This window comes from Celerinatantimonas marina, from assembly GCF_046054165.1.
GTDB lineage: Bacteria > Pseudomonadota > Gammaproteobacteria > Enterobacterales > Celerinatantimonadaceae > Celerinatantimonas.
This window is the reverse complement of sequence record NZ_JBFNXK010000013.1, coordinates 34,394-52,398: the sequence shown is the minus strand read 5'-3', so window position 1 is coordinate 52,398 and position 18,005 is coordinate 34,394. Positions and strand designations below refer to the sequence as shown.

Here is an 18,005-nt window from a genome sequence, read left to right as displayed (position 1 = left end):
GAACTATTTAGGGTTATAACTTGGAGCTGTTATTTTACGAATTTCGTAAGACTCTGGCAATGGATTTATATAGCCGAATACAGGTTAAACATTATATATATTATGAAATAGGCATGCATAACTAAATACAATAAAATTTATTTATCAAAGACAACTAAATTTTAGATGGATTTATGAGATAAACAAAAACAAGATAGGAATGAGAATGATTCTAAACTTATGTATTGTGTCGGAAAAGAATAAATATAGATGTTTTATTTTTATAAATATTCACACCCTGAAGAGTGACAGTTATTTTAAAGTGTACCGAAGGTTTACTTATGATTTATTAAATAATGATAGAAATTTTCATGAGGTATACTTCGATTTATGTTTTTAATTATTCAATTAAACTAGTATTGAACTAATTAGAATGGTGAAAGTATATATCAATAAAATAATAACTATTTATGATCAAAATAATCCATATTTTGATCAGTGATAGTTTTAAGTTACAAAAAGAGCGATGAAGCATGCCGCATTGGAGGTGTATCTCGAACTCAGGAAAAATTCTATAGAGATATAGCATGCTCTTTGAAGCTTAGAAAATAGTGGATACTAATGGAAATCTGTCACTAATTCTGTAAGATAGCGTAAATTTTTAACGATATCCGTTTGTCTATAGTAAATGAGGATTGTGATCTCTTCGCAATCGCCATCTACACTCAATAAAGATAAGCTACATACTGAACAATAATACGATGAGTTATATGGAACGTCCTGAGTGGATGAACAAATTAAAGCAGGGATGGCAATTAGTAACGTCTGTTACCATTTTTTTAACTTTTGCTTTAACGCTGTCTGTAAGCAGTGGATATAGCTATGGTTCAACGTTGTTGGTGGCGGGAGCTTTAGCAGCATTTTGTATTAAACCTAAGCGATTTATGATGCCCTGGAGTAGAGAGGATAAATGGCTCTTATGGACATTTATTATCTATGGTCTGAGCTTCCTATTTTTCCGCTGTATTCATGTGTTTGAACTCACTGGCTTGGATAAACCCTCTCGTTTTATCATTGCTTTTTTTCCCTATTTGTTTTTGCGTCGATATCCGGTGTCGATTCGTGCCTTTTGGTATGGAATCGCGGTGGGTGCATTATCTGGATGTGCCGTCGGTTTGTACCAGAAAATCATTTTAGATGCTGACCGATCCAATGGGTTTCAACATCCGATTATGTTTGGCGATCTTGGGGTATTGTTCGGCTTATTAAGTTTTGCCGGAGTGATCTATTTTGTGGCGATGCATGATCGTAAATCGATTCTTTTTATGGGGCTTGCGGGCGTAGCTGGACTTTTTACCTCGGCGTTATCGGGGAGTCGGGGCGGTTGGATCGCTATTCCTATGGCTTTGCTGTATATCTTCTGGCAGTCTCGGGAGCTGATCGGACGAACTCGGGCAATGCTAATATTGATAAGCTTTGTGGTTTTAGCTGGAATTGTTATTGCCATTCCTCAGACCAATGTCTATCAACGGATAGATGACACGATTACGAACGTACAGGCTTATATCTCAGGGGAGAATGCCGTTACCTCGTCTGGAGAACGGTTTGAAATGTGGAAAGCTGCCTTTTATCTTTTCAAAAAAGCCCCGATATTAGGCGTTGGAAAATATGATCTGCAGGTTGAAAAACAGATCCTTGCCAACCAAGGGCTGATCAATTCTTCCGTGGTTCAGTATGGTCATGCGCATAATGAGTATCTGACGAATTTGAGTGAATATGGCATCATTGGATTGATTCTCTTATTGTTTGTCTATGGCGTTCCACTTCGTCTATTTGTGAAACAAGTCCGGTATTATGCTTCTCATTGGCAGTATAAAAGTGTTGCCATGGCTGGGGTACTTGTTCCTGTCTGCTTTATGGATTTTGCATTAACTCAGTCGATGTTTTCACATAATAGTGGCGTGATGATTTATATTCTAAGTATTATTACGATTTGGTCGATATTGCGTAATTTATCCGATTAATACAAAGAGGGTGTATGTTTATAGGTTCGCTGGATCATTTGGAATCCGTTCGGGTCATCAATCCGTTGATTGCTTCCATCTTAGCATCATTAAAAGAAACACTCATGACGATGCCGAAAGCAGGACGTTATCCGCTAGATGGGGATAAACTATTTTACAATGTGGATGAGACGACTACCCAGGTTTTAGCTGCTCGGCGTAGCGAAGTTCATCAGAATTATTTGGATATTCAAATTGTGTTGAAAGGGCGTGAACGTTACGGTTGTGCATTGCAGCCTTTTGTTCAGGTCGATGATGATCGCCTTGCGACATCGGATATTGCTTTTGGACAGGTCGAAAAAGAAAAATTTATAGAGTTATCGGCTGGAGAATTTGTAGTGTTCCCTCCCGGTTGCCCACATCGGCCTTTAATTGCAGTGGATGATGTGCCAGAAGCGATCACCAAAGTAGTGATTAAAGTTCATCAGAGCTTGTTATCTACTGAAAACTGTTGATTGTTCCATTTTAGTGATATGTATTTTAAATGTAGTTTATTTTGAAACGTGTCATCACTATTATCGAAGGTAAGTAGCATTCAGCGGTCTTATTGGACGGGCCATTGAGTGCTGTTTATTGTAAGTCAGATGTTGAGCACTCGATAAGACAACGTCTGCTTATTTTAAGCGTCTGGTATAAACACAAACCGGTGCCGATATTCTCCCCCAAGTGATCTGTAGTCATAACGATTATCTCAGATGTTGTTACAAGTAAATGTAGGTATGGGCTTGTGCCTTGGTGATGTGGAAATGATGCTGAGAGTCTTAGCGAGATCTGTTAAAAAATTCCATGATTATTGATCTTTGGTCAGCTGTGGAATATTTTTTGCCTCGTTGATATTTTTATTTCAGGATAAAAAAAGGCTAAACCAAAAGGTTTAGCCGAAATAAATTTGACAGACAAGTCAAATGTACAGGAGGTAAGTCGGAAACGACCGACTCTAATGCAAACACAACATCGCAACCAAATGGTCATTCATGAAATGACAGGTCAAGAATAAAGCTGAGATAATCCGCTTTATCATTAAGCCCTTGTTTGGTGCAGATGCACTATAAGAGTTCGCTGGATTGATAGCAATAGATAAATTATAATCATGAACGATTAGAAAATTTTATCCGTTAACAGGTTGTTACATGGCACGTCGTTTACCACCGTTGAACGCACTGAAAGCATTTGAAGCAGCTGCGAGGCATCTGAGCTTTACGCGGGCGGCTGAAGAGCTTTTTGTGACTCAGGCTGCGGTGAGTCATCAGATCAAAGGTCTTGAAGAGTATCTCGGATTAAAACTATTTCGCCGCAAAAACCGCTCATTGTTGTTGACTGAAGAAGGTCAGAGTTATTTTCTTGATATTAAAGATATTTTTTCATCATTAAGTGAAGCTACTGATCGGCTGCTGGCTCGGGGTGAAAAAGGTGCTATTTCCATCAGTTTACAACCTAGTTTTGCGATACAGTGGTTGGTTCCCCGTCTTTCTAAGTTTAGTCAACTTCATCCTGATATTGATGTGCGTATTAAAGCCCTTGATCGGGATGAAGGTTCATTGACCGATGATGTGGACGTGGCCGTTTATTATGGGCGAGGTAATTGGGCGGGATTAAGAGCTGATAAGCTGCATACTGAATATTTGATTCCAGTGTGCTCACCTTTATTACTTAATGGTGATAAGCCGTTGAATAAACCTGAGGATCTACGCTATCACACTCTGCTGCATGATACCTCTCGACATGACTGGAAAGCTTGGTTTAAACAGGTTGGGGTTAAAATGGATGTCAATCAGGGGCCTATTTTTTCTCATTCTACAATGGTGTTACAGGCTGCTATCTATGGGCAGGGGGTCGCGTTGGGGCACTCGGTACTGGCAAAACCTGAGATCCAAGCAGGACGCTTAGTTTGCCCGTTCGAGCAAGTTCTGGTGAGTCAAAATGCCTATTATTTAGTCTGCCATCCCTCTCAGGCCGAGCAAGGTAAGATTGTTGCATTTAGAGAATGGATGATTAATCTGGTCAAAGAAGAGCAGCGAGAATTTGGAGCAGATGTTGTTGAATCCTGATGAGGTATTGCTTCAAGGCCCAGAGCATGCGCCATTGCTTATTCTTGCGCATGGGGCTGGTGCGGGATATCAACATGAATTTTTTGAGCAGTTGGTTCCCTTATTAATCGATGAAATTGCCATATTGCGTTTTCATTTCCCTTATATGCAATTAAGTCTTGAAACAGGGAAACGACGTCCTCCAGATCGATTACCCAAATTAATCCAATCTTATAAAAATATTATTCCTAAGTGGGATGGGCCTGTTTTTATTGGTGGCAAATCATTGGGTGGACGTGTAGCGACTCACGTCGCGCTGGAGTTAAATACGTTGCAAGGCGTTATTGTTCTGGGGTTTCCATTTCATCCTATTGGCAAACCGGACTCATTCCGAGGCGAGCATTTAGCTGAGCTGTCAGTTCCTACTCTTATTTGTCAGGGAGAGCGGGATAATTTTGGTTCTTTTGATGAATATCGGCATTTATCATTGCCATCACAGGTTTCCATTCACTGGATTCGCGATGGTGATCATGGATTCAAGCCTCGTAAAAGCAGTGGTTTGAGCTGGATAGATAATCTTCAGTATGTTGCAGATGAAATAAAAAGGTTTATTCGATGTCATATTCCCCGTTCTGGCGAGTATTAATTGCACTAGGAGGCATGCTCTCCGTTGGTATGGGCGCCGGTGCTGCTCATGGTTTATCCCATATTCTACCTGAACAGGCTTTAAGCTGGATCCATACGGGTGTGATGTATCAGTTGATTCACTTAGCGGCTGCATTAGCCGTATCTCATATTGCGAGTCGCAGTGGAAAGTGTTGGATTATCGGTAGCTGGTTGTTTTCCGGTAGTCTCTATTTAATGGCCTGTTTACCTGCAGCATGGCTGGAAGCCTGGCGTTCGGTTTTAGGTCCAATTACCCCTATAGGTGGTGTCATTCTGATTGTTGGGTGGGGGTTATTATATTTTACTGGAATGAGAGCAAAAAGTGAGTGAGTCATTATTGCTCAGTTGTCGCAGTGGTTTTGAAAATGATTGTGCAGCTGAGATCCAGTTCCATGCGAATCAGCTGGGAATTAGCGGTTTTGCCCGAACTAAAAATGAGCAAGGGTTTGTTGAATTTGAATGTTTTACCGCAGGCGATGCGTTAGCCATTCACCGAAAGTTGGATTTTAGAGAACTGGTCTTTACCCGTCAGTGGCAAGTCGTATATCAAAAATTGCATTTAAATCCCGATGACCGAATCAGTGAGATTTTATCTTTGAGTCAGTCATGGGGGAAATGCTCTCAATTCGCGCAAGATTATCCAGATACAAATTCAGGAAAACAACTATCAGGGTTTTGTCGTAAGTTTCACAAACCTCTGCAAAAGGCTTTGGTGCCCTTCTTGGAATCGTCGAGTGATTATATCTTGCAGTTATTTTGGCTGGATAGTCAGATGCTCTATCTGGGGGTTCGCTTAGCGTCTAATAGTAGCCCTTATCCGATGGGAATTTTAAGGCTGAAACAACCTTCAGTGGCACCTAGTCGTTCAACATTGAAATTGGATGAGGCCTTTGCGGTGTTATTAAATGAAGATGAGCGAGCACGCTATATCCAGCCAGGACAGCATGCCGTTGATTTAGGCGCATGTCCAGGAGGATGGAGTTATCAACTGATCCGTCGCAGTATGTATGTCGATGCTATTGATAATGGGCCAATGGCTGAGCATTTGATGGAATCAGGACAACTCACTCATTATCGTGAAGATGGCTTTAAATTTGTGCCGAGCCGAAAAAATGTGAGTTGGCTAGTTTGTGATATGGTTGAAAAACCATCGCGAGTGACGCGGCTCATGTTAAAGTGGCTGCTATCTGGTTGGTGTAAATACGCAATTTTTAATTTGAAATTACCAATGAAGAAACGTTTTGCGGAAGTGCAACAAGATTTGAGTTTACTTCGTGAAGAGTTATCTCAAACGGGGTATCGGTTTGAGGTGAGGGCCAAACAACTCTATCATGATCGAGAAGAGATCACTGTTTTTGCTTGCTTACATCGAGATTAATCTGCAGTGTGCTATGAAAATAAAGGGGCGTAAAAGCCCCTTATTGAGTTCAGATGAGATGGCGAGCGATTACAAGTGAGCAATCACGGCCTGAGTGAATTCATCGGTACTGCTGTTGCCACCTAAATCACGGGTTGTATACTGACCTTCAGCAATAGTCGCTTTTAATGCATGTAAGATCTGGTCTGCTTTGTCATTCATATGCAGATATTGCAGCATCTGTATGCTAGCTAAAATGACGGATGTTGGGTTAGCAATGTTTTTCCCGGCGATATCAGGGGCACTACCGTGTACAGCCTCAAAGATAGCCGCATCTTTACCGATGTTTGCCCCCGGAGCCATGCCTAATCCACCGACTAAACCGGCACAGAGATCTGAAATAATATCACCGAATAAATTAGTAGTAACAATGACATCAAACCGTTCTGGGTACATAACCAAATTCATACAGGCGGCATCGACGATCATCTCTTCACTTTCGATATCGCTATATTCTTTGGCAAGTTCCCGGGAGACCTCTAAAAATAATCCTGAAGTTGTTTTTAGAATATTTGCTTTGTGAAGTGTGGTAACTTTTTTACGTCCTTCACGGCGAGCTAATTCATAGGCAAAACGAATGACTCGTTCTGCTCCTTGGCGAGTGATGACGCTTTTAGCTTCAGCATGAGTCCGTGCATCATCGATAATCTGGCCTTCACCAGAATACATACCTTCGGTATTTTCACGTACTGTAATAATATCAATATCACTATAGCGTGCCTTAGTCCCTACAAATGTTCGAACGGGGCGAACATTGGCGTAAAGGCTAAAGTGTTTACGTAATGTGACATTAATGGATGTGAAACCTTTTCCAACCGGAGTGGTTAAAGGGCCCTTTAAAGCGATTCCATTTGATTTGATTAAATCGAGTGTAGCCTGGGGAAGCAGTTCGCCAGATGTTTCCAACGCGGTAAGGCCCGCTTGAGCATAGTCATATTCAAAGTCACATCCAACGTGATCAAGAATCGCTAATGCGCTTTTAACAATATCGGGGCCGATGCCATCGCCTGGGATGACGGTAATTCTGGTTTTTGACATAGTTACATCCTGCACAAACAAATCCTCGACAAATTGTATTAAAACAGTCTGTCTCTCTCTTTTTACTTATACGAAGCAACACTGAATAAGTCAGGGTCACTTTGCTCATAATGAAGCTTAGTCAGAGGGGCATTTAGCCCTCTCATTTGGGATATTGCAATAAAAATCCTCAACATCCTCATTGAAACTGTCGAGTCTGATTTATTGAGTCTTATTAATAATTATGGTTTATAAACAAACGGGTCAGATAATGATCTTGGTCGCGCTATAGCGTATGACCCATACTGGGGACGATGCATACATATGGCCCGTCAGTGTTTTATGTGAAAATAAGTATTAAAAAAACATCAATAAAAAACAACAGCTCCTAAGTATGCGTTAAAAATGTGGATTGGGCTAGGGTTTGTTGAAATTTAATGATTAATTTTTGTTCATTTTGAAAGAGGAGAAAGCGCATGCTTTCTCACATAGGTTGGTTGAATAATGATAGGTTCATGGAACAGTCCAATCATATCCTTTTTAGCTGGATTCTATGGCGTGATAGCGGATTTGATTCAATTTAAATCCTAATGAGAGCTGTGTTTGTAACTGCATCAGTTGGGCTGTTTGTTTCGCTTCCTGGTGATACTGTTGAACTTTTAGAACCAATCTGTCTTGACTCTTGAGTTGTAAAATATTGTGCAGTGTCTGATATTGATGGAGTAACTTTAAGGCCGATTTAGGGCCAATTCCGGGAACACCTTTGAGATTGACACTACTGCTTCCAATCATAGCCCAGTAATCGATCAGTTGTTGGGTTTGGAGTTGAAATTTTTCATACACGGTATGGGCGTCAATAAACTGACGTTTAAAGTAATCATAAATTTGGATGAAGGGATGGTCAAGTAACTGCCAGTAGCCTTGATCCGTTGATACAATTACGCTAGCCAGTTGGTGCGAATCGGCTTTACAGGCAAGTGTTGCGATTAAATCATCAGCCTGAATGCCCGGATTTGAGAGAGAGTCAATACCAACGTCCAGAAGTTGATCCTGAAACGAAGTCAAAGCATCTTTCAAAGGTTGTGGCATCGGCTCCCGATTGGCTTTGTATTGAGGATCTATCTGTTGTCGCCAATCCGGTTGGCCACTGTCAAAGACGGTGACCACATGAGAGGGGTTAAATTGTTGTAATAACCGGATAATGCCCTGATGAGTTTGATTAAATGTTGCGGCCAATAGTGCTTTAGGATCCTGGAATTGCTTTTCGGATACCGCATAAAAACGACGGATTAAGTTTAAGGCATCAATAATCAGTAACTGCTGGATCATAGGTCTTTGGTTATTATTTGATAGCATGGTTCATAATGATGCCCGGGTAGTTTCATTCGATGCTGCTGAATAAAGTCTTGGAGGAGTTGATCGAGTTTTTTTCCTAGTTCGGGGTTCCCGTGGATTTGGAATGGACCATGTTCTTCAACAGCTTGGATCCCTTCATTTTTTACATTCCCTGCAACAATTGCTGAAAAGGCTCGTCGCAAATTAGCTGCGAGTTTTTGGGAAGGCTGCGTTAAGCTGAGATCTAATTGGGCCACATTCGAGTGAGTCGGGATAAAGGGTTGTTGAAATAGTGGGTCAATATCCAGACTCCAGTTAAACGAATAAGCATCGCCCATCGCACGGCGAAAATCTTTGACCTTATTCATGGCTTGTTTGATTCGTCTTGCTACGGTAGGCGCATCATCAATAATAATCTGGTAATGTCGTCGAGCTTCATCGCCGAGTGTGGCGCCGATGAACTGATCGATAGACTGAAAGTAAGCTTCACTACTTTTGGGGCCAGTTAAAATAATGGGGAGGGGTTGGCGCGTATTGGATGGCGTAATCATGACCCCCAATAGATACAGTAGTTCTTCTGCTGTTCCTGCTCCACCCGGAAAAATGATAATAGCATGCCCGAGACGGACAAACGCTTCTAGCCTTTTTTCGATATCAGGTAAGATCACGAGCTCATTAACAATGGAATTTGGCGGTTCGGCCGCAATAATGCTCGGTTCGGTTAAGCCAATATAACGGCGGTTGGTATAACGCTGTTTGGCATGTCCAATCGTAGCTCCTTTCATCGGACCTTCCATTGCGCCGGGGCCGCATCCGGTACATATATTGAGTTCTCTGAGTCCTAATTCTGAACCGACATCACGGGTATATTGATATTCATCCTCGTTAATGGAATGCCCCCCCCAGCAGACGACCAAATTGGGCTCGTGATTTGGTTTAATCGTTCTGGCATTACGTAATATAGAAAAAATCAGGTTTGTGATATGAGCGGGGCGTGTGGGATCAAAATTACATTCTTTTTCAAGTTGGCTGGACACATACAGAATATCCCGAAGCACACTAAATAGATGTTCCTGGAGTCCCCGAATAATTTCTCCATCGACAAAGGCATCTTCTGGAGGATTCGTTAGTTCAAGTTTTACGCCACGTTCTCGGCTGAGTAAATTGATGTCAAAGTGATTATAACGCTGCAGTATTTCGCGGCTTGAATCCGTCTTCACGCCGGAGTTTAAAACGGCCAGGCTACAATTACGATAAAGTTGATACAATTCACTGGAAGCCGTTTGGGTTAATTGGCTGACTTCTAACTGTGACAAAAGATCCATACTTCCGACAGGATTAACATAGGTAATCATATGGTCTCCGAAATTAACGAAAAAAAGGGAGTGTCTCGACGATGATTAATTATAGTTGTCTGATTTAATTTATAATATTAATGCTATCGATAGCACGGCTTTTAGCTTCATATAAAGCTTGATCTGCTCGCTCAAAAGCATCTAATAATTTGTCATTGTCCCGGAATAACGTCGCGCCAATTGATACGGTAATTGTCACCTGCTGTTGTTTAAAGCGAAACGGAAGACTCCGGATGTGTTCACACACATGTTCCAGTGGGATCATTAAATCATCCGCGTTGATTTTGGGCATTAATATGACAAATTCCTCCCCGCCAAAACGGGCCAGAAAATCGGTATCCCGCAGTGAGCTCTGCAGGGCTCGAGCAACTACTTTTAATGCTTTGTCACCAGCAAGATGGCCAAATTGTTGGTTAATTACTTTAAAATGATCGATATCAATAATTGCAATGGCTAATTGGTAGCCATAACGACGCCATCGTTTATATTCTAGCTCCATGCGTTCATCGAGTGCATTTCGATTATAAACTTGTGTGAGGCTGTCAATAAATAGCTGGTTTCTTTTGGTATCCAGACGTTTTTGTTGTTGTTCAGACTGTTTTCTAAGCCGCTCCAATTGCGTGTCCATTAATGCTAATCGTTGCGCCAGCTCTTGAACCTGCTGATCCAAACGATCATTTTCCTTGAGCACATTTCCTATTTGGATGATCCGTTGTTGTACTAATTGTTTCGTATAATTGAGGTCGTCACTGGCTTTGACTTCTAGCCCAAGATTGACGATTTGCTTGGTTAGGCTTTTATGTTGAACACGGCTATTTTGATGAATATTTTGAGATAAAGCGACATGCTCTGAAAAATCCTGATTCATCCGCTGCAAGTTCTGATTGAGCGAAAAGACGTATTCCTGTGATTCTTTGCGTTCTTCTCGCATGCCTTCGATCATAAGTTGTATCACTTGTTGACATAAATTAGGCAGTACGTCTGGCGAAACGCCTGTCAGCAGCTGATCTCTTATTTTTTGCAGTTGTTGGGTTGCTTTGCCATGAAAATCTAATTCACTGATTAAGCGCTGCAGTTCATCACAAATACGCTGATGGTGGTGTTGATCGAGTAAACTGTGTTTAACCGGGGCTGATGATTCCAGCTCCGGAGTGAAACTAATGGGTTTATTGGTTAAGGCCAGATGATAGAACTCAAAGACCTGAGCGAGCCGTTGTTGATTTTCACTGAAAGTTTCAGGAGTTGTTTGTTCGCTAAACTCTTTGAGTTGTTGTCTTAATTTTGGGGGAAGCCCATTCACTTGCTTGAGTTTATTGGTACTAGAATGGATCAATGCCTGCAGATACAGATAATTACTACTTACCTGAGGAACATAGAGCTTTAGCATCTGATCGAGGTTGATCAGAAATGGTAGCATCTGGGAGATATTTTTACCTGTTTCCAGCTGTTGGCTGAGTTCTGCTAATCGGTTATCCAGAGATTTATGAATGCCTTTGCATGCCACACAGAGGTGGCTCACCAGATTGTAGAGGATTGTTAACGCCTGTTCATCTACAACAGATGCAACTTCATTGCTCTGATCGGTTAGCTGTGTCGTCGTTGTCAACTGATCCAGAACTAAATTGACGTTATCCATCCTTACTAAGATCCTTTTCCATCATACAGATTAGAGAGCCTGAGCTTATCACGATCATTTTTATCGTAAAATAGTATTAGTTACAGGTTTTCATTTTGCCATACTACACGCACTTTACCATTCAATCAGGTTTTTGTCTGATGAGCTGATGACTTTCACCAATCCTTGGTGAATGGCATGACGGATATTGTTCATGAGTTTATCTGAGTCACCAAAAAATGCGGCTGGAGAACAGGCCAGCGCTTGTAATATAACCCATTGAGGAGTTTGAGTTTGTTTAGCTAGATCAACCGCTGCATCCATTGCCAGATAACTAATTTCCAATAGACCTTGTTCACCAATAGCATCTTCCGCTTTGGGGAGAAAAGGGGTTTGGCAGCATCCTAAAGCGACTGTAACCGCTAATTTACGCGTTTGAATAAATTGTTCCAAAATGGGCATGAGTTTTTGGCAAATTTGCTGCGGCAATTGATCTCTGGTTGGGGTAATGAAGAGATAATCTAGTTCCCCAAGATGCCCGGTCACAAATTCGTCTTCTAAATGATGGTACAGATGATGGGCAAATGAGGTTTCCAGTTGTTTTCTTTGTTCAAAACCAAAACGTTTATGGGATAACGGGAGTTCATTAAAGTGAGCCACAATAATGGTGTGTTCTTTCACAGGGTGAAGATCCACGGTCATCGGATAACGTTTTAGCTGATGCAGTCGTTCTAAAGGCGATTCAACCAGTTCTAATGCGGGCCAGCCAGTTCGAGGATGATAATACAAACGGTCTTTGAGTTCTTCTTTATCCCGTATTGTTTTTTTCAGTTGAAATTTAACAAGAATAAAAAGTAAACAGAACACAACACTGAAGATGAGCAACAGCAACATTAATAACCGACGATTATGATTTTGTAATTGGAGCTGTTGGTTTTTTTGGGTCAGTTTGGCCAATTGCTGTTGCTGTTCAATAAACTGATAATTTTGTGAGAATTGATGTTGGGTTTGTTCAATCTGATGTTGAAGTTGCAATCTATTGAGCTGTTCAAATCTTTTATAATGGAGCAGGGCTTGCGCTAATGCGCCAGTATTTTCATAAGCATGGGCCAATGTGAGCTGAATGAGGGCGATATCGACCTCCTGAGGTGCTGATTGAGCGAGCAGCTCAGCTTTGGATAGTTGGATAATGGCCATGGCCGGCTCACCTTCCTGAATATAAATTTCGGCAAGTTTTATTAACGTCGCCGACAGCCATTCAGGATTAGGATGGCGCTGAAAATATCGTAAGGCCTGATTTAAATGCAATAAAGCCTGTGCATTATCATTCCCTAAAAAATAAGTTTGCCCGATCCAAAAATCGGTTTGGGCGACTAGTAACAGATTTTGATGTGAATGGGCTAATTCTTGAGCATTAAGATATTGAACCAGTGCCAGCCCATATTGCTGCATATTTCTGTAGATTGTCGCAATGGCAGCGATATATTGTGCTGTCAACTCTGCATTATTGAGCTGTTGGGCTGACTCTATAGCCATTCGTTGATATTCGATGGCTTTTTCCCATTGTTGTTGCTGTTGGTAAACTTCACTTAAATAATAATTTAGATGGCTTCTTAAATAATTGATCGCCGGCCCTGAAGTTGAGGCATAGCGAATTGCTTCCGTATAATGTGACAGAGCTTGCAGTGGTTGATTGATCTGTTGATGATAACGGCCCAAGTAAAGTTGGCTCCATCCAATCATGAGTGCATTATGCGTGGCATGGGCAATTTGATCGGCTCTTTCCAAAAAAGGCTTGGCTAAATCGGGCTGACCTTTACAAAATTGCAGATGAGCTTGAATTTGCTGCCATTGGTACTGAAGTGATAACGGTAGCGGGTTTTCGATTTGCTGAATGAGTTGTCCTGCTGTTGCCAGAGCTGTTTCTGCCTGTGCCAAATGTCCCTTGGTCTCAAGATTTATCTGCGCCTTAATTAAATAGGAGCGAATCGTGAGCAGTGGAATACTATTTTGCCGTGACAGACTAATAGCCTGATCAATATGAGCTAATGCCAGTTCATCATAATGATTATGGTTGGCGCAGAGTGCCGCTATTTGATGGAGTAAAATACGTTCGCCTGCATCACTGGAAATGAGTTGATCATTAGCACGAGGGGCCAGGACCCTGGCTAGCGCCTCACTACAGGATTGAGGATCTTGTAACATCATTTTACGGTAGCTTTGCAGATGTGCGGGAACCGGTAATAATCCATTGCCATAGGCTAGGCAACGTTCAATTAACACTGTTGATAAGAGAACGATGGCCAGCAGGTTTCCGATAAGTTTGGCAATCCCTGTCGAATGACGATAAGCAGCTAGATACATAATTATTGACGGATCAAGCGTTGACTTGCCGTTTGGGTTTCGAAGTTGCTGCGAAATGGATTGATATCTAATCCTCCCCGCCGGGTATAACGAGCGGATACAGTTAGATATTCAGGCTGACAATAGTGAAGAATATCAGTGAAGATCCTCTCGACACATTGCTCATGGAATTCATTATGGCGGCGGAATGAGATTATATAGCGTAACAAGGCTTCCCGATCAATAGCATATCCTCGGTAACGGATGGTCAGGCTTCCCCAATCCGGTTGACTGGTGACTAGACAATTGGATTTTAATAAGTTACTGGATAAGGTTTCTTCAATCACTGGGGTATTTAGATCCACAGCATGCTCCAGCAGGGAAGGCATGAATTGATAATTGGTTACTTCAATATCCAAATCATCAATGAGCTTACCTTCGGGCAGTGCAAAAACGGCGGAATGTTCCAATGAATACAGTTCGACACGGACATCGCCCTGAGCGCACTGACTTAAATCTCGGATCATCGTTGTCTGAACTTCCTGCCAGTTTTTAAAGATAGTTTGGTTAAAACTATTCAGATACAGTTTGAACGATTTAGACTCAATCAGATGGGTTGATGCTGCATTGACCCAGACACTGCCCCATGCCACGACGGGCTTTCCCTTGGGATTTAGCCAAGAGAGTTCATACAAAGTCCAGCGATCGTAACCGTGAAATGGTAGTGATTCGGCACTTAAATGCAGCTGATCACGGTTTAGACTCCGAGGGACTGGTTGCAGTAGCTCAGCCGTATAGGTTTCAATATAATGACTATGCTTTCCTAACTCGAGCTGGGCAAGTTCTGGGGAATTCTGGTAATTCGAAGATTCACTCATGGTATTTCAGTCAAGCCTAAGTTAGGCTTTAGTGTAACTGAATCAATAATGAAACTCACCTATGATGGAGTATTGAGTGACAATTTCAGCAGTCGAACAAGCTTTTGATCAATTTATTGAGCGCTGCCAACTGTTTTGGCAGCAACATCATTATCCACAGGTAGAGCATGACGAGTTATGGCCTTCTCCTTGTGAAACGAAGTTAGCGGGTGCAGGTTATGTGTTTTGGCAGCCCGTGTTACGTGAACAGTCATTGGATTTTTCAACGACTGAGGATGCGTTGGATATGACCTTTAATGAAGGTGTGAAAGCTTTTTTAGGGCGTTATTATAGTGATTCCCTCTCGGCATCTTTTCAGGGGCTAGATATTGAATTGGTACAGGCTTGGAATGAATCTGATAGCCGCCGATTGCAGGAAAATTTAATTGCACATATCCTGATGCAACGTCGATTGCGCCAGCCTGAGACACTCTTTATTGCATCCTGTGAAGATGATTTACAAGTCGTGAGTGTGCTGAATACAACCGGAGAAGTTGTGCTGGAAACGTTAGGGCGTAATATTCGACAGCCTCTAGCCCCTGATTTAGTGGCCTTTTTAGGTCAACTTGAGCCTACTGATTAATTTTTATAGTCCCAAGATAAATTGGAGATCAGCAGACAACGATCACAACGGAATTCGAAAAGATCATGTAAAGGCGCTTCTAAACGCCAGGAATGACCACAGACGGGGCAACTACGATTTTTTTCTTCTTCCAGAGAATGCCCCCCAACTCGATATAGATATAAATAAGTGGGTTTCCCTGTGAGATAGCCAATCCGTCTGACTAAATCCCAGCCTCGCTGAAAGAGCCTTGTGCCTGTCGTACTGAGCTGCTCGACAGCTTCATTTTCTAAAATAAAGCCGTTCATTTGTAGTTGATCACAGGCACTCCAATCTTCCTGCCATTTGATGATTTGGCGTTGATCGCCATTGGCAACCGCTGGAATACGATATAAAGGAACCGGTAAAAACCGCTCCAAAGAGCGTAAAGGCGAGCAGCTATGGATAAAACTGGTATAGAGAATATAGGCAGAAACTTGTGCCAGATTATTTTCGGTGCTATCCGAAAATAGTTCTTCTCCTAAATATTTGATATCTGGACGCAATAAGCAGGCATCTGAGAGTTGTTTGAGGGCTGCTTTGACTTGGGGGGACGCATATTGCGCGTTGAGTGAGTCTTGCTCGGGGCAGACTACCTGACAAATAAACGAACCATTGTGAAAATAACAGGGAAACTCCCGCCCTAAAATTTGACCGTTATAGCGCAGGCTATCTAATACCCGCATAATGGCCTGCTGCGCTACTGTAATGGTGGTGTTATCGAAGCATTCAAATGTTAAACGATGTTGAAACATATGCGGAATATAACCTATCTAATTTTGAACAGCAGCATATTCACATGGATACTCGGTGTCTATATGAATATAGCGAGGTAAACGGATATAGTTCCTTTAACCCGGTTTATGAGTCGATTGTTGCAGGGTTTGTAATTGTTGTTCCAACTGTTCTATTCGCAGCAGAAGCTGCTGCTGATTTTTTTCAAGCTGTTCAAGTCGTTGCTCGGTAGTATCGAGAGCCGGTAATTCAGGTTCTTCTTCTGCTTCAATAACAGATTCAATCCACTGCGGATCGTGTTGATATTGTTTGAGAACATTGATCAGAACCGGAAGGGGATACGGATATGGTAATTTATTTTTAAGTGTGGCTAACTGGGGGCGTATTCCCTGTTGTTTAAATAACTTAAGTGCTTGGTAAATAGGTTGCATGTCCATAATTAATAGTCGTCCAGATGATGTTTCGTGGATGAGGTAACCGGTCTTTCCTGCAATGCTAATTCCGGTTCCGGATAAGCTGAAAGTTGAAATTCATGCCCGTCTTGAGATATCCACAGGGTACCTGAAAATTGCCGGTCGGGAACACTGGTAAATTCAAATTCATAGCACCAAACCAGTCGCAGCTGTTTCAATTGCTGCTTATCCAATCCAGCATAATGTACACTCAGAAGTTGCAGTTGCAGGTTCCTACAATGTTTTAAAATTAAGAATTTGGCCCATTCAGCCTGCTGTCGATGTTTCCAGAATATTCCAGCGAACAGCAGCAGGGCTAGTAAACTTAAAATACTAACCATTAGCTGAATGGATCAAATGCCCAATAGCCTGAGCGAGTTGTGGACTACGTTCAGGGTCTCTGAGTCTTGCAAGCACCTGTTCCCTCAGGGCTGGAATCGCGACTAAATCGGCAAATAATTCACAAAATAAATCGCTATCATTTAATGAAGCTAATTTTTCAAAAAACAGCCGGTTTAGTCCGGTTTCTGACAAGTCTTTCCACAATCTACCGGCGATAGCAATAAAAAATTGAGGATCGTCGGACTGTTGCAACTGCTCGGTAAGCAGGGTCTGACGGAGCGATTTAAATGGGCTGGATGCCATTGCACGCAGCATCAGTGATGCCAGTAAAGGGCGCTCGGATTGACAATGATGGAGCAGCGAGACTAGCTGGTGCATCAGCTGCTGATCGAGAGGCGCGTGCTCTAATAGCTGTGACAGTGCAATTAATGTAGTCTCATTCAGATGAGGGAGCGCTCTGGCGAGACGTTGGCTATTTGATTCTCGATCCAGGCGCGCCACAACATCGGCCAGTCCTTGGAGAGCAACGGCTTGCCAGCTATCCCAGCCTAAATCACCATTGAGATAAGCTTGGGCATGTTCATAGTATTTTGAAGCTGGAAGATCCAAATCCGCTTTTAAGCGGGCATTGAAATAGGCTTGTTTTTCTGCACTTGGATGATAAATGGCTGGATTCTGCGCCAATGCCTGGGCTTGTGCTTCGTTAGGCGTTCTTGACAAATCCTGTCCTAGAGCTTCAATCACTTGATGTAAAAATTGATCTCGGGCCGCCAGACTCAGAAATCCTTGTTCATCCACCGGAAATTGTAAAAACCAGATATAAGGTATTTCAGGGGATTGGATGGACCAAAAACAAAGTGCGAGTCGAGCATGATTGGCAATCGGAACCGGATAAGGTTCTGTTGCTGATTCAATCGCATAAAACTGTTGGGGGGCCATAGGTGTGATGGTCCGGCCCATTTCGTAAACCTTGAATTGGCTGCCGGCTAATGTCAGTATTTCACTAAGAGTGGCTAATGCTTTCATAATGATTTATTGGGTTCAATAATGCGGCTATTATATGTAATCGCAGCACTGATGAGTAGTCGCTGTCTATTTCTGGCTCAAAATATCATATAGTACGCTTCTGTCATATGGGAGA

17 protein-coding genes are annotated in these 18,005 nt (G+C 42.1%); 7 read left to right on the top strand and 10 right to left on the bottom strand.

Going from position 1 to position 18,005, the window contains the following annotated elements; genetic code table 11:
* The first annotated feature begins 749 nt into the window (after nucleotides 1-749).
* The 6 genes from ABUE20_RS14065 (at nucleotide 750) to rlmM (ending at nucleotide 6,113) form a co-directional block, all read left to right on the top strand.
* The gene (locus tag ABUE20_RS14065) at nucleotides 750-2,003 is read left to right on the top strand and encodes an O-antigen ligase family protein (RefSeq protein WP_408620575.1); all 1,254 of its coding nucleotides are present in this window, start codon (nucleotides 750-752) and stop codon (nucleotides 2,001-2,003) included.
* A gap of 14 nt (nucleotides 2,004-2,017) precedes the next feature.
* Nucleotides 2,018-2,497 (top strand): NanQ anomerase/TabA/YiaL family protein, encoded by a 480-nt coding sequence (locus tag ABUE20_RS14060; protein WP_408620574.1) that lies wholly within the window; start codon nucleotides 2,018-2,020, stop codon nucleotides 2,495-2,497.
* A 675-nt stretch (nucleotides 2,498-3,172) separates the two neighbouring features.
* Entirely contained in the window at nucleotides 3,173-4,090 is a 918-nt protein-coding gene (locus ABUE20_RS14055) for a transcriptional regulator GcvA (RefSeq protein ID WP_408620573.1), read from the top strand.
* Nucleotides 4,074-4,715 (top strand): alpha/beta family hydrolase, encoded by a 642-nt coding sequence (locus tag ABUE20_RS14050; protein WP_408620572.1) that lies wholly within the window; start codon nucleotides 4,074-4,076, stop codon nucleotides 4,713-4,715. The genes ABUE20_RS14055 and ABUE20_RS14050 overlap by 17 nt, the downstream gene beginning before the upstream one ends.
* Entirely contained in the window at nucleotides 4,685-5,065 is a 381-nt protein-coding gene (locus tag ABUE20_RS14045; protein WP_408620571.1) for a DUF423 domain-containing protein, read from the top strand. The genes ABUE20_RS14050 and ABUE20_RS14045 overlap by 31 nt, the downstream gene beginning before the upstream one ends.
* Entirely contained in the window at nucleotides 5,058-6,113 is a 1,056-nt protein-coding gene (rlmM, locus tag ABUE20_RS14040) for a 23S rRNA (cytidine(2498)-2'-O)-methyltransferase RlmM (RefSeq protein ID WP_408620570.1), read from the top strand. The genes ABUE20_RS14045 and rlmM overlap by 8 nt, the downstream gene beginning before the upstream one ends.
* Nucleotides 6,114-6,182: 69 nt before the next feature.
* Here rlmM and ABUE20_RS14035 read toward each other — a convergent pair whose 3' ends face one another.
* The 6 genes from ABUE20_RS14035 to queF all read right to left on the bottom strand — a co-directional run bounded on the left by ABUE20_RS14035 (nucleotide 6,183) and on the right by queF (nucleotide 14,695).
* Nucleotides 6,183-7,190 (bottom strand): isocitrate dehydrogenase, encoded by a 1,008-nt coding sequence (locus ABUE20_RS14035; protein ID WP_408620569.1) that lies wholly within the window; start codon nucleotides 7,188-7,190, stop codon nucleotides 6,183-6,185.
* Between the two features lie 519 nt (nucleotides 7,191-7,709).
* Nucleotides 7,710-8,498, bottom strand: a complete 789-nt coding sequence (gene xni, locus ABUE20_RS14030) for a flap endonuclease Xni (protein WP_408620568.1) — start codon at nucleotides 8,496-8,498, stop codon at nucleotides 7,710-7,712.
* Nucleotides 8,495-9,859: a nucleotide 5'-monophosphate nucleosidase PpnN gene (ppnN, locus tag ABUE20_RS14025; protein ID WP_408620567.1), complete on the bottom strand. Its 1,365-nt coding sequence runs from the start codon at nucleotides 9,857-9,859 to the stop codon at nucleotides 8,495-8,497. Before ppnN ends, xni begins: the two co-directional genes overlap by 4 nt.
* Nucleotides 9,860-9,923: 64 nt before the next feature.
* Complete coding sequence (locus tag ABUE20_RS14020; RefSeq protein WP_408620566.1) at nucleotides 9,924-11,495, bottom strand: diguanylate cyclase; 1,572 nt, start codon at nucleotides 11,493-11,495, stop codon at nucleotides 9,924-9,926.
* 114 nt (nucleotides 11,496-11,609) lie between these two features.
* Nucleotides 11,610-13,838: a tetratricopeptide repeat protein gene (locus tag ABUE20_RS14015; protein WP_408620565.1), complete on the bottom strand. Its 2,229-nt coding sequence runs from the start codon at nucleotides 13,836-13,838 to the stop codon at nucleotides 11,610-11,612.
* A gap of 2 nt (nucleotides 13,839-13,840) precedes the next feature.
* On the bottom strand, nucleotides 13,841-14,695 hold the full coding sequence (queF, locus tag ABUE20_RS14010; protein WP_408620564.1) for an NADPH-dependent 7-cyano-7-deazaguanine reductase QueF: 855 nt from the start codon (nucleotides 14,693-14,695) through the stop codon (nucleotides 13,841-13,843).
* 76 nt (nucleotides 14,696-14,771) lie between these two features.
* Here queF and syd point away from each other — a divergent pair, with 76 nt between their 5' ends.
* Nucleotides 14,772-15,317 carry a SecY-interacting protein gene (syd, locus tag ABUE20_RS14005; protein ID WP_408620563.1) on the top strand — a complete coding sequence of 182 codons (546 nt, stop codon included), beginning with the start codon at nucleotides 14,772-14,774 and terminating at the stop codon, nucleotides 15,315-15,317.
* On the opposite strand, the gene ABUE20_RS14000 is transcribed toward syd, so the two are convergent.
* From ABUE20_RS14000 to ABUE20_RS13985, 4 genes are all read right to left on the bottom strand, one after another.
* Nucleotides 15,314-16,090, bottom strand: coding sequence for a Zn-ribbon-containing protein (locus tag ABUE20_RS14000; protein WP_408620562.1), 777 nt, complete (start codon nucleotides 16,088-16,090; stop codon nucleotides 15,314-15,316). The two genes, syd and ABUE20_RS14000, sit on opposite strands and share 4 nt — an antisense overlap.
* A gap of 96 nt (nucleotides 16,091-16,186) precedes the next feature.
* Nucleotides 16,187-16,507, bottom strand: coding sequence for a hypothetical protein (locus ABUE20_RS13995; protein ID WP_408620561.1), 321 nt, complete (start codon nucleotides 16,505-16,507; stop codon nucleotides 16,187-16,189).
* A gap of 2 nt (nucleotides 16,508-16,509) precedes the next feature.
* Nucleotides 16,510-16,863 (bottom strand): DUF3301 domain-containing protein, encoded by a 354-nt coding sequence (locus ABUE20_RS13990; protein WP_408620560.1) that lies wholly within the window; start codon nucleotides 16,861-16,863, stop codon nucleotides 16,510-16,512.
* A complete protein-coding gene (locus ABUE20_RS13985; protein WP_408620559.1) occupies nucleotides 16,856-17,890 on the bottom strand; it encodes a DUF3549 family protein in 1,035 nt (344 codons plus the stop codon). Before ABUE20_RS13985 ends, ABUE20_RS13990 begins: the two co-directional genes overlap by 8 nt.
* Nucleotides 17,891-18,005 lie beyond the last annotated feature (115 nt).

Excerpts from the sequence above, each read along its gene's own strand:
- ppnN (WP_408620567.1), bottom strand. The coding sequence starts at position 9,859 with ATGATTACCTATGTTAATCCTGTCGGAAGTATGGATCTTTTGTCACAG.
- ABUE20_RS14045 (WP_408620571.1), top strand. The coding sequence starts at position 4,685 with ATGTCATATTCCCCGTTCTGGCGAGTATTAATTGCACTAGGAGGCATG.
- ABUE20_RS14065 (WP_408620575.1), top strand. The coding sequence starts at position 750 with ATGGAACGTCCTGAGTGGATGAACAAATTAAAGCAGGGATGGCAATTA.
- ABUE20_RS14015 (WP_408620565.1), bottom strand. The coding sequence starts at position 13,838 with ATGTATCTAGCTGCTTATCGTCATTCGACAGGGATTGCCAAACTTATC.
- ABUE20_RS13990 (WP_408620560.1), bottom strand. The coding sequence starts at position 16,863 with ATGGTTAGTATTTTAAGTTTACTAGCCCTGCTGCTGTTCGCTGGAATA.
- ABUE20_RS13985 (WP_408620559.1), bottom strand. The coding sequence starts at position 17,890 with ATGAAAGCATTAGCCACTCTTAGTGAAATACTGACATTAGCCGGCAGC.
- ABUE20_RS14060 (WP_408620574.1), top strand. The coding sequence starts at position 2,018 with ATGTTTATAGGTTCGCTGGATCATTTGGAATCCGTTCGGGTCATCAAT.
- ABUE20_RS14000 (WP_408620562.1), bottom strand. The coding sequence starts at position 16,090 with ATGTTTCAACATCGTTTAACATTTGAATGCTTCGATAACACCACCATT.
- ABUE20_RS14035 (WP_408620569.1), bottom strand. The coding sequence starts at position 7,190 with ATGTCAAAAACCAGAATTACCGTCATCCCAGGCGATGGCATCGGCCCC.
- ABUE20_RS14020 (WP_408620566.1), bottom strand. The coding sequence starts at position 11,495 with ATGGATAACGTCAATTTAGTTCTGGATCAGTTGACAACGACGACACAG.
- queF (WP_408620564.1), bottom strand. The coding sequence starts at position 14,695 with ATGAGTGAATCTTCGAATTACCAGAATTCCCCAGAACTTGCCCAGCTC.
- ABUE20_RS14055 (WP_408620573.1), top strand. The coding sequence starts at position 3,173 with ATGGCACGTCGTTTACCACCGTTGAACGCACTGAAAGCATTTGAAGCA.
- ABUE20_RS14050 (WP_408620572.1), top strand. The coding sequence starts at position 4,074 with ATGTTGTTGAATCCTGATGAGGTATTGCTTCAAGGCCCAGAGCATGCG.
- xni (WP_408620568.1), bottom strand. The coding sequence starts at position 8,498 with ATGATCCAGCAGTTACTGATTATTGATGCCTTAAACTTAATCCGTCGT.
- ABUE20_RS13995 (WP_408620561.1), bottom strand. The coding sequence starts at position 16,507 with ATGGACATGCAACCTATTTACCAAGCACTTAAGTTATTTAAACAACAG.